The organism is Streptomyces sp. NPDC054849 (assembly GCF_053610945.1).
Genome location: NZ_JBSGZI010000162.1, coordinates 1 through 10,865, shown reverse-complemented (window position 1 = coordinate 10,865; position 10,865 = coordinate 1). Strand labels below are relative to the sequence as shown.

Annotated in this window: 9 protein-coding genes; 4 read left to right on the top strand and 5 right to left on the bottom strand. The window is 72.4% G+C overall.

Translation table 11 applies throughout. From position 1 onward, the window contains the following. The first annotated feature begins 91 nt into the window (after window positions 1–91). Entirely contained in the window at window positions 92–988 is an 897-nt protein-coding gene (locus ACWGIF_RS36865; RefSeq protein WP_453504101.1) for a DUF4231 domain-containing protein, read from the top strand. A gap of 24 nt (window positions 989–1,012) precedes the next feature. Here the strand turns inward: ACWGIF_RS36865 and ACWGIF_RS36860 are convergent, their stop codons facing one another. From ACWGIF_RS36860 to ACWGIF_RS36850, 3 genes are all read right to left on the bottom strand, one after another. After that, window positions 1,013–1,492, bottom strand: coding sequence for a hypothetical protein (locus ACWGIF_RS36860; protein WP_453504099.1), 480 nt, complete (start codon window positions 1,490–1,492; stop codon window positions 1,013–1,015). 96 nt (window positions 1,493–1,588) lie between these two features. Continuing rightward, window positions 1,589–2,476, bottom strand: coding sequence for a S1 family peptidase (locus ACWGIF_RS36855; RefSeq protein WP_453504097.1), 888 nt, complete (start codon window positions 2,474–2,476; stop codon window positions 1,589–1,591). Window positions 2,477–3,055: 579 nt separating this feature from the next. Further along, a complete protein-coding gene (locus ACWGIF_RS36850; RefSeq protein ID WP_453504096.1) occupies window positions 3,056–4,339 on the bottom strand; it encodes a DUF5685 family protein in 1,284 nt (427 codons plus the stop codon). A gap of 285 nt (window positions 4,340–4,624) precedes the next feature. On the opposite strand from ACWGIF_RS36850, the gene ACWGIF_RS36845 reads away from it, so the two are divergent. Then, on the top strand, window positions 4,625–5,074 hold the full coding sequence (locus ACWGIF_RS36845) for a cell division protein SepF (protein WP_052875748.1): 450 nt from the start codon (window positions 4,625–4,627) through the stop codon (window positions 5,072–5,074). 9 nt (window positions 5,075–5,083) lie between these two features. Here ACWGIF_RS36845 and ACWGIF_RS36840 read toward each other — a convergent pair whose 3' ends face one another. Then, window positions 5,084–6,256 (bottom strand): acyl-CoA dehydrogenase family protein, encoded by a 1,173-nt coding sequence (locus ACWGIF_RS36840; protein ID WP_453504095.1) that lies wholly within the window; start codon window positions 6,254–6,256, stop codon window positions 5,084–5,086. Between the two features lie 136 nt (window positions 6,257–6,392). Beyond that, entirely contained in the window at window positions 6,393–8,048 is a 1,656-nt protein-coding gene (locus ACWGIF_RS36835; protein WP_453504094.1) for an MFS transporter, read from the bottom strand. A gap of 292 nt (window positions 8,049–8,340) precedes the next feature. On the opposite strand from ACWGIF_RS36835, the gene ACWGIF_RS36830 reads away from it, so the two are divergent. After that, window positions 8,341–9,525: a hypothetical protein gene (locus tag ACWGIF_RS36830; protein WP_453504092.1), complete on the top strand. Its 1,185-nt coding sequence runs from the start codon at window positions 8,341–8,343 to the stop codon at window positions 9,523–9,525. Window positions 9,526–9,764: 239 nt separating this feature from the next. Then, window positions 9,765–10,829: a phosphatase PAP2 family protein gene (locus ACWGIF_RS36825; RefSeq protein WP_453504090.1), complete on the top strand. Its 1,065-nt coding sequence runs from the start codon at window positions 9,765–9,767 to the stop codon at window positions 10,827–10,829. Window positions 10,830–10,865 lie beyond the last annotated feature (36 nt).

Genomic DNA, 10,865 nt, shown 5'->3' with positions numbered 1-10,865 from the left:
GTGTGATCCGACGGAGGGCGGCGGGGACCTCGCGACCGCGGGGGTCCCCGCCGTCCCCACCCGACAGCAGGGGGGCGCTGTGACCGACAGCATGACCTTTCGAAACGAGGACCTGCCGGCCCTCTTCCACCACACCGACCAGGCGGCGATCTCCCGGCAGCGGGAGTCCACCCAGGCCACCCGCGCCCAGCTGGTGCTGCTCGTCGCGGCCGCGGGGGCCGCCGCGCTGCCCGCGGGGCCGAAGCTGGGCTCGCTGCACCTGTTCGGGCTGCTGAGCGTGCTCGCGTACGCGGGGGTGCTGGGCGTGGGTCTACGGGCGACCCGGCGCCGGGCCCGCCCGCAGTGGCAGCTCAACCGCAGTGCGGCGGAGTTCATCAAGTCCCTGGCCTGGCGGTACGCGGTGCACGGCGCGCCGTTCGGCAGTGAGGTCGCCACACCCGAGGCGACGTACCGGACGCGGCTGGAGGCGGGCCTGGACGAGCTGCGGAAGATGGGCTGGGACGATCCGCGGGCCGCCGGCACGGTGCCGGAGGGCGGGGAGATCACCGGCGCGATGCAGAGGCTGCGCGGGATGGACTACCAGGCGCGGCGCGAGACGTACGTCCGGGACCGGCTGATCGAGCAGCGCAACTGGTACCGGCGGCGCACGGAGGTGTCCCGGCGGGCGACGAACCTGTGGTCGTGGACGATCGTGCTGCTGACCTGCCTGGCCCTGCTGTTCGCGCTGCTGGGTTCCTTCGGGTCGGGTCCGGGGCCGAAGCTGACCGCGCTGCTGAGTGCGGCGGCGACGGCCGGCATCGCCTGGAACGAGGTGCGCCGTCACCATCCGCTGATCGAGGCGCACACCCTGATCGAGCAGGATCTGGCGGCGATGATGGTCGTGATGCAGACGACCATCACCGAGTCCCAGTGGCCTTCGTCGGTGTACGAGACAGAGCGGTACGTCTCCCCGCAGCACACGGACTGGCTGGCCCGGCACAGCAGTTGAGCAGAGCATGGTGGGGGGCGTGGCTCAGTCCCGGGACACGCCCTCGCACCAGATGACGGTGACCGGCTTTCCGAGGGCCCGCGCATAGGCGACGATCTCGCCGGTGCCGCCGTGCCCGCGGGCGGGCTGCCCGTCCCAGACTGCGACCAGCCGGTCGCAGGAGTCGGCGATGTAGGTGCCGGCGGCGTAGTAGGCCTCGTCCGTGGAGCGGGTGAAGTCCATCCGGACCTCCTGGGTGGCCCGGAGCTTGAGCCGCCGGTAGCGGTCGAGGGCCTCGGCGTCCTCGAAGGCGTCCTCGTAGTCCCCGCTGGGGATCACCACGGTGAGGTCGGCGCCGTATTCGAGCGCGATGACGGCGAACAGCTGGTCCGCTCCCTCGGCGAGGCTGGAAAAGGCCTCCATCGGCCCTTCGTGGCCGCCCAGTACGGCCCGCAGGCCTCTCTCCACATGGCCGAGCACCGACTCCGGAAGGGACCGGTGCCCGGTCACGCCGATACGTTTCATGCAGAAACCTGCCTCCCCCGCGGACACGGTCACCCTGGACATCCTCCCAGAAGGCGGGAGGACGTCCAGGGGTGCGGCGGGGGCGCGTGGGTCACGTCAGTAGACGCTGACCCCGTAGGCGTTGAGGGCCTCGACCACGGGCTGGAAGAAGGTCGTCCCGCCCGAGGAGCAGTTGCCGCTGCCGCCGGAGGTGAGGCCCACGGCGCGGGTGCCCGAGTAGAGCGGGCCGCCGCTGTCGCCGGGCTCGGCGCACACGTTGGTGCGGATCATGCCGTAGACGACGTCGCCGCCGCCGTAGTTGACCGTGGCGTTGAGGCCGGTGACCCGGCCGCTGTGGGTGCCGGTGGTGGAGCCGCGACGGGTCACGGACATGTTGACCGTGGCGTTCACGGCGCTGGTGATGTCCTGGCCGCCGACCGTCCCCGGGGGCACGGGGCTGTTGCTGGCGTACTTGACCAGGCCGTAGTCGTTGTTCGGGAAGCTGGAGCCGACGGTCGAGCCGAGCACGTTGGTGCGGGCGGAGTTGGTCCACCAGGTGCCGGCGCCGTCCGTGCAGTGCCCGGCGGTGAGTGCGTAGTAGTTGCTGCCGCTGCGCACGTTGAAGCCGAGCGAACAGCGCCAGCTGGACGCGTAGATGGCGTCTCCTCCGGAGGCCAGCTTGGTCAGTTTGCCCTGGATGCGCTCGATGCGCAGTGCCGCAGCGTCGGCCCCGGCCTCGCGCTTGATTCTCGCGATGCCGGCGGCGGAGACCGTGGAGTCGGCGGAGACGACGAGGGTCCCGGTGGCGGGGTCGGTGTGCCAGGCGGTGCCCGCGACGTCGGCGCGCAGGACGGATGCGCCGGCCGAGGCGAGCCGGTCGGCGCTGAAACCGGCGTCCTGGGAGTCCGCGCTCGCCGCCGTGGGGACTGCGACGAGCGCTGCGGCGGCGGCCAGGCCGGTGGCCATCGCGAGCAGCCTGGTACGGGTCATGCGCTTGATCCTCACTTTTCGTCCTCCTGGAGAGGGTCTGGGGCCCGGCGGATGTGGGGGTGCGGGAGCCCGTGAGGCGCAGCCGGGGGCACGGCCGGCGCATGAACTTTGGTCGTGCCCCTGACAAGCGCTGTCGGGAGTGTCCTGTCGTCGGTTACCGGTCGCAAGAGCGGCTTTCAGCCTCTGCTCGTGCATCGGCTATGCCGGGGTTCAGGGAATGGAAGCGGTGGCCGGAGCGCCCGTCGGCGGCATCTTCGAAGACGGCCCGGAGGCTTCCGTCGTCCTCGGGGGCGGCGATGGGGAGGGTGCGCTCGACGCCCGCAGCCGTGCGCCGGCCCCCCGGAACGGCCGGAATTCGACCGTCCGGGTCAGCGGCGGACCCGGCTGTGCCCGGGGACGGAGCCGGTGGGAGGGTGCTTGCCGACGCGAGAGGGCGGGAGGAGGCGGACACGGTCGCGGCCCTGCGCCCGTGCCGCTTGCGCCGGGCGGCGTGCGGGTCGTCTGCGTCGTCGCTCATCCCGCTCACCCCTTCCACGCGGGTCGGGACGGGAATCCCCGCGTACGCCGTCCGGGCCTGCGGAATCTGAAAGGGCCTCAGCAGCCGTCGCAGGGGCAGCAGCAGCACCCGTCGCATCCGCAGTTGCTGCAGCAGTCACATCCGTCGCAGCAGTCGCCTGCGTCACAGAGGGGCTCGCGCCGCTGCCGCGACCACGGGCCCTCGTACTCGGTGCAGCACATCTGGCACGTGCAGAACAGCCCGATGGCCACCGCACAGCCCGCGAGCAGCCCGCGGCGCGGCCGCTGCGGGGGCAGGCCACCGCCACCGCCACCGCCGCCGGGGCCCATGGGCGGCGGCATGCCGGGCCCGCCCGGGGCCTGCGGAGCCCCCGGGGCGTAGGGGTTGCCGCCGTAGAGGTTCGATCCGTACGGGTTCGCGCCGTAGGGGTTCTCGACCGCGTGCGGGCCGCCCGCGTACGGATTCCCGCCCTGCCCGGCGGAGGCCGTCGCCGCGTGACCGCAGCTGCTGGTCCCGAACGCCCGGTCCACCGAGGTGCGCAGCTCGTGCACGAGCAGCCGGTGGGCGAGTCCGGCGTCCGCGAATTCGACCTCGCGCAGCGCCAGCCGGATGCCGTGCAGGGCGTCGTCGCAGAGCCGGCGGGCTTCGGCGAGCGAGGTCCCGGTGGCGGTGAGCGGGTTCCAGGCGCCCGCCGCGGCGTCGGCACCCTGGTCCTCGACCGCGTCCAGCAGGTGCGCGAGCCGTCCGAAGTACCGGCCCGCCTCGGCCAGTGCGGTGGCGTTGCCCGGTCGTCCGGCCAGCTGTGCGGTATGCGCGAAGGCGGCGGCCGTCGCGGTCTCCGTCGGCTCGGTGACCACGAGCACGGGCGTGCCGGGGCCCGCCAGCGTCTCGATGCCCGCCTGCCGGTCCACGGCGTCGACGAGCACCGCCGTGTCGAAGCCGAGGGAGGCCCCCGTGCGGGCGCCGGCCCGGTCCCAGCCGCGGGCCACCTTGCGCGCGGCCGCGGCGATGGGGGCGCGGGCCAACAGCCCGTCGCGGTCGGCCACGTGGTCGCGCACCTTCGCGGAGGCGAGGACGAGGGAGACGGCGGCGGCGAGCCGCGCACCCTCACCCTTGGCCACGGCGGCGGTGCGCATCCCGCGCAGAGGACAGGGCCCCGCCGTGCGCCGGGTGCCGGGCGCGGGACCCGACTGAGCCTCCGTCAGAACGGAGACGAGCAACCCGTCATAGTTCGTGACGATCCGGGCGAACTGCCCGTGGTCCCCGCGAAGTGCCAGGCACAGCCCGCACAGATGGGCCATCCACTCCGCCTTGAACCGCTCCCCCAGCCGGTGTGTGCAAGGTCTGACGATGCCGAACAAGTCGCTTCCCCCGTGTGTCGAACGCGTGCCTGCCGGGCATCGTATCGACCCGCGTCTTTCACCCGTACGTCCGCATCGCCCACCCGTACGGCCCCTGCGGTCGTATTTTCACTCAGTCAGCAGTGGTAGCCACCAGGATCCTTGACCGTGCAACGGATGTTCTGCACCAGTACCGTCACGAAACCCCTGCGCGGCGACTATCCACTTGGCGCGTTGTCAGCATCATGGACGAGCATAGGGGCAGCGGAGAGAAGACAGACTGACCGCGGTGAAAGGAGGCAGTCCATGGGTTCGGTGCGCAAGGCGAGTGCCTGGCTGGGTCTCGTGGAGGACAGCGACGACGAGCGCTACTACGACGACGACTACGCGGAGGCCGCCCAGGGTTCGGTGGCCGGCCCCGGCGAGCAGTGGGTCACCGACCCGCGGGTCAGGGTGGCCTCCGAGTCCGCCGTGGAGCACGGCCGTCGGATCGCGACGGTCACCCCGGACGGCTTCCGTGACGCGCGTGGCATCGGCGAGCTGTTCCGCGACGGGGTGCCGGTGATCGTGAACCTGTCGTCGATGGACCCGGGCGACGCGAAGCGCGTGGTCGACTTCGCGGCCGGACTGACCTTCGGGCTGCGCGGTTCGATCGAGCGGGTGGCGACCAGGGTCTTCCTGCTGACCCCGGCCGACACCCAGATCGTGAGCGGCGAGGCGGGCGGCCGCTCGCGCGACTTCTTCAACCAGAGCTGAGCAGGGCTCTCACCGGAAGGCGTCCAGGCCGGTGAGCGCCTTGCCCAGCACCAGCTGGTGCATCTCGACGGTGCCTTCGTAGGTGAGGACCGATTCAAGGTTGGTGGCGTGCCGCATGACGGGGTACTCGAGGGAGATCCCGTTGGCACCGAGGATGGTCCGCGCGGTACGGCAGATCTCGATGGCCTCGCGGACGTTGTTGAGCTTGCCGAAGCTGATCTGCTCCGGCCGTAGGGTGCCCGCGTCCATCCGCCGGCCCAGGTGGTGGGCGAGCAGGATGCCCTTGTGGAGTTCGAGGGCCATGTCCGCCAGTTTGGCCTGGGTGAGCTGAAAGCCGCCGATGGGCTTGCCGAACTGCTCCCGCGTCCTCGCGTAGTCGAGAGCGGACTCGAAGCTGGCGCGCGCCGCGCCCATGGATCCCCAGATGATCCCGTACCGGGCGTGGCTGAGGCAGCCGAGCGGACCCTTGAGCCCGGTGACGAGCGGCAGCACGGCGTCGGCGGGCAGCCGTACGTCGTCCATGACCAGCTCGCTCGTGACGCTGGCCCGCAGCGACCACTTGTGCTTGATCTCCGGCGCGGAGAACCCGGCGGTGTCGGTGGGCACCGCGAACCCGCGGATCCCCTCGTCGGTCTGCGCCCACACCACGGCGACGGAGGCCACCGACCCGTTGGTGATCCACATCTTGCGCCCGTTGAGCACCCAGTCGCCGCCGTCGCGCTTGGCGTAGGTCCGCATCGCGGCCGGGTCCGACCCCACGTCGGGCTCGGTCAGCCCGAAGCAGCCGATCAGCTCGCCCGCGGCCATGCCGGGCAGCCAGCGCTGCTTCTGCTCCTCGGAGCCGTACTTCCAGATCGCGTACATGGCCAGCGAACCCTGTACGGAGACCAGCGAGCGGATGCCGGAGTCGGCGGCTTCCAGCTCCAGGCAGGCGAGGCCGTACTGCACGGCGCTGGCGCCGGCACACCCGTAGCCCTCCAGGGACATCCCGAGCGCCCCGATGCCGCCGAGCTCCCGGGCCAGCTCCCGGATCGCGGGCAGCTCGCCGCTCTCGTACCACTGGGCGATGTTCGGCAGGACCCGATCGGCGGCCCACGCGCGCACGGTGTCCCGGACGGCGAGGTCATCGGGCCCCAGGAGCTCGTCGAGGCCGAGCGGATCATGGGGCAGGAACGCGGACACGGGGCCTCCCGGCGGCCTGAGAAGAACCTGGCAGCGCAAGTTTTCACGCCCCGCCGGGCCAAGTCCAGCCCCGCCGGCGTTCAGGGCGCGGGGTCCGGGGCGGAGCCCCGACCTGTGAGCCCGGCCGACCCGTCGCTCAGCCGGCGTGCTCGACCGCGGACGTCCTCGCCTCACCCTTCGCCTGCACGGGCAACCGCACCGGCTCGGCCGAAGCCACCCCCTCGGCCGCCCCGCACTCCAGGTCCATGGCCCGCGGCAGCTTCAGCGCCATCATCGCCCCCGCGAACAGCAGCCCCGCGCTCACCAGCAGCGTCACGTGCAGGCCGTGCACGAAGGAGTGCCGCGCGGCGGCGTACAGCGCGGCCCCCGCCGGCCCGCCGAGGTGCGAGGCGATCTGGTACGCCTCGCCCAAAGAGTTCGCCGCACCCGCCGAGTCCGCCGCCGAAACCCCCGGCACCCCCACGAGCCCAGGCCGGTACGCGGCGTTCATCACACTGCCCAGCAGCGCGATGCCGATGCCCGCGCCCAGCTGGTACGAGGTCTCGCCGATCGAGGCCGCACCGCCCGCGGTGGCCGCAGGGGCCTCGCTCAGCATGGACTCGTACGCGGCGAACAGCGTGGTCTGCAGTCCGAAGCCGAGCAGGATGAAGCCGGCGGTCAGCAGCAGCGGCCGGTCCTGCTGGCCCATCAGCGTCAGCAGGAGCACGGCGAAGGCCGTCAGCAGGAAGCCCAGCGACACCATCGTGCGGGGCCCGATCCGGCCCAGTGTGTAGGACCCGGTGGCGCCCGCGGCCATGGCGGCGAAGGTCAGCGGCAGCAGCCGCAGGCCGGTCTCCAGCGGGCTGAGGTGCAGGACGAGCTGCAGGTACTGGACCGCGATCAGCTCCAGGCCGACCAGGGCCAGCATGGCGAGGACGATGCAGGCGACGGAGGTGGAGAAGGCGGCGCGGGAGAACATCCGCATGTCGATCAGCGGGTGCGCGCGCCGCTTCTGCCGGCGTACGAACAGCACGAGCAGCGCCGCGCCGATCAGCAGCGGGACCAGCGCCTCGGCGTCGAGGAGCTGCCGTTCGGCGCCGAGCCGCTTGATCCCGAGCACCGAGCCGAGCACACCGCCGGCGGCCATCAGCGCGCCGAGCACGTCCCACGGGCCGTCCGCCGCGCCGCGCGATTCCGGCAGCAGCCAGCGTCCGAGCGGCAGGATCAGGGCCATCAGCGGGATGTTGATGAGGAAGACCGAGCCCCACCAGTAGTGCTGGACGAGGAAGCCGCCGAGGACCGGCCCACTGGCGGCGCCGACGGCGGCGACGGCGGTCCAGATGCCGATGGCGAGCGCCCGCTCGCGCCGGTCGGGGAAGACCTGGCGCAGGATCGACAGGGTGGCGGGCATGATCATCGCGCCGCCGACGCCGAGCAGGGCGCGCGCGGCGATGAGGACCTGGGCGTTGTCGGCGAGGGCCGCTATCGCGGAGGCCGCGCCGAAGAGTCCGTAGCCGAGGAGGAGGAGGCGGCGGCGGCCGACCCGGTCGCCGAGAGTGCCGAAGAGGATGAGCAGCGCGGCGCAGACCAGCGGGTAGGCGTCGACGATCCAGAGGAGTTCGATCGGGCCCGGGCGCAGGTCCTCGGTGACGGAGGGGACGGCGACGTGCAGGATCGTCGCGTCGAGCGCGACGAGGACCAGACTGACGCAGAGAACCGCCAGGACGACCCAGCGGTTGGCCCCGCCGGAGGCGGCGCTGATCCGCTGCCAGGGGGACGGGGTCATGACCCCGGCCGCGTTCGTCCCCGACATGCATGTACCTCCCAGGTGATCCCTCGCGCTCGGCGGACCAGCGTCTTGTGGAGCCACGGGGGGTGGTGCGCTGTGCGGCGTCCAACGGGGTCCGGCATCGACACGCGGGTGAACGGTCAGCGTACGCGAGTTCGCCTGGCCGATACGTGGTCAAGCTCTCATCCCGGCGGCGGCCTCCGTGTGGCGTGCGCCACTCCCCCCACCGCGATTCCTCCCCCGCGTACGCGCCCGGTCACGGGCCGTGGTCGTGGCCCCGGCCTCGAGGGACGTCCTGCTGGTGCCACCGATAATCATGCCCGTGGAAGATCTTGGATTTCGCCGGGCCGCGCCCGCGCTGGCCGTCTTCGCGGGGGTCCGGCTGCTCGGGCTGACCGTGCTCGCGGTGTGGGGTGCGGTGGCCGGCAGCAGCCCGCACACACTGCTGTCGGCCCGCTGGGACTCGCTCTGGTACGCCCGCATCGCCGCGGAGGGGTACGGGTACGAGGTGGTCCTCCCGAACGGGGACGTTCACTCGAACCTGGCGTTCTTCCCGCTGCTGCCGTGGCTGGAACGGGGGGTGTCGGCGGCGACCGGGCTCTCGTACGGCTCCGCGGGCCTGGTGGTGTCGGCGGTCGCGGGGCTCGCCGCGGCCTGGGGGATCTTCGCGGTGGCCGATCTGCTCCACGGCCGCCGGACCGGGGTGTTCGCGGTGGCGGTCTGGGCGGCGCTGCCCGTCGGGATCGTGCAGTCCATGGCGTACAGCGAGTCGCTCTTCACCGCGCTGGCCGCCTGGGCGCTGTACGGGGCCCTGCGCGGCCGGTGGCTCACGGCGGGGCTGCTCTCGGCCGGGGCCGGGCTGACCCGCCCGGTCGGCGCGGCGGTGGTCGCGGCGGTGTGGGTGGCCGCGTTCCTGGCCTGGCGGCGCGGGGAGACGTCGCGGCGCAGGGGGCGCCCCCCTCGGGCCCGACCGGATCAGGGGGACGGCCGCCCGGCCTGGCCTGGAAGGGGCTCCCTTGTGGCGGGGGCGCTGCTGGCTCCGGCGGGGGCGGCGGCGTACGTGCTGTGGGTCGGCGCGCGCACCGGGGGCGGACTGCTCGGGTACCTGGACGTGCAAGGCGGCTGGGGCAACGGCTTCGACGGCGGCTACGCCTTCGCCCGGTTCGTCGGGGCCAAGCTGGCCTCGTCGGCGTTCCTCGCCGGGGTGGGCCTGATCGCGGGGGTCGCGCTGGTGCTGTGGCTGTACGGGACGTGCGTCCGGCAGCGGCAGCCGGCGCCGCTGCTCGTGTACTGCGGGATCGTCGTGGCGCTGGCGCTGTGCGCGTCCGGGTACTTCGGCTCCAAGCCCCGGCTGCTGCTGCCGGCCTTCCCGCTGCTGCTGCCGCCCGCGCTTGCGCTGGCCCGGTGGCGGACCCGGTCGGCGGCGGCGGTGCTGGGTGCGCTGGCGCTGGCCTCGGCGGCCTACGGGGCGTTCTGGCTGAACGGCTCGGGACCTCCCTGAAGTCCGCATATAACGGAATGAATCATTCCCAACCAACTTTCAGCAAAAGAAATGAGCTGCGGCAATAAAGTCCGGGTAAGTGACGGAAAGAATTTCCCGGACAGTGGATCAAGAAGAGTGCAACCGCTTCCGAAATAACGGCAATTAAGTCCCGCGTGAGACCAACTCCACATCACATGGTCATCACAAAGCCTGCGATTCGCCCGGGGTGCCCATCGCCGCGCGGTAACGTCGATTGAGTGCGTACCGACCAAATCCTGACCCGTCTGGAGCGGGTGTTCGCCCGGCTGGACCGGGAACCAGAGCGACCGGCTCATCTGCAAACGCCGCAGATGAGCCGGCACCGCGTCGTACTCCTGGGATCGACCCTCGTCTTCTATCTCGCCATCGTGGTGGCCGTACTGACCACTTCGTGGCTGGTCCGCCTGGACTGGCAGGTCATGTTCTTCCGGCCCTACGAGCAGTGGCCGCAGCTGCACGCCTTCCTCGACTACCTCGTCGTGCTCGGCCAGCGCGGGCCCACCGCGGTCATGGTCGCCGCCTGGCTGGGCTGGCGCTCCTGGCGGCAGCACACCCTCCGCCCGCTGATCACCCTCGGCGTGGCGCTGCTGCTGCTCAACGTCACCGTGGGCTCCGTCAAGCTCGGCCTCGGCCGGCTCGGCCCGCACTACGCCACCGAGATCGGTTCCGCCGAGCTCTTCGCGGGCGGCGATATATTTCCTTCGGGCCACACCGCCAACGCCGTTGTGACCTGGGGCATCCTGGCGTACCTGGCCTCCACCGTGGTCACCCGGCGGGTGCTGTCCGTGGTGTCCGCGGTCGTCTCTCTGAGCGTCGGCGCCACCACCGTGTACCTCGGCACCCATTGGGTCAGCGACGTCCTGCTCGGCTGGTCCGCGGGGCTGCTGATCCTGCTGGCGCTCCCCTGGTTCGAGCCGCTCATCGCACGGTCCGAGGCCTACGTCTTCGACCTGCGCGAGCTGCTGCGCCGTCGCGCCGAGACCGGACGGATGCCGGCGCCGGTCGTCTCCGCCCTCATCCCGCTGCTCTCCGCGGGCGGCAAGTGGCAGCTACGGCGGGTCACCGACAGCGCCGAGGCGCCGGCCGCCGCTCCCGTCGCGGCGGGCTCCTGCGCCCCCACCGGACACGCGCCCGTACCCCGGCCCGCCGTACACCCGGCAGGCCGTCCGCACGTGATCCGCTCCGAGCGGATGCCCGTCACTCCGGTCGGTGGCCGCCGCCCCGCGCACACCGAGCGGGCCACCGCCCGGGGGGCCGCGGCCCGCCCGGTCGCCGGCGGCTGACGGTCCCGCCGCGGGGGCGCGGTACGCACCACCTCC

Bases quoted from the DNA above. Each gene is read 5' to 3' on its own strand.
- ACWGIF_RS36865 (WP_453504101.1), top strand. From the start codon at position 92: ATGACCTTTCGAAACGAGGACCTGCCGGCCCTCTTCCACCACACCGAC.
- ACWGIF_RS36860 (WP_453504099.1), bottom strand. From the start codon at position 1,492: ATGAAACGTATCGGCGTGACCGGGCACCGGTCCCTTCCGGAGTCGGTG.
- ACWGIF_RS36845 (WP_052875748.1), top strand. From the start codon at position 4,625: ATGGGTTCGGTGCGCAAGGCGAGTGCCTGGCTGGGTCTCGTGGAGGAC.
- ACWGIF_RS36835 (WP_453504094.1), bottom strand. From the start codon at position 8,048: ATGTCGGGGACGAACGCGGCCGGGGTCATGACCCCGTCCCCCTGGCAG.
- ACWGIF_RS36830 (WP_453504092.1), top strand. From the start codon at position 8,341: ATGCCCGTGGAAGATCTTGGATTTCGCCGGGCCGCGCCCGCGCTGGCC.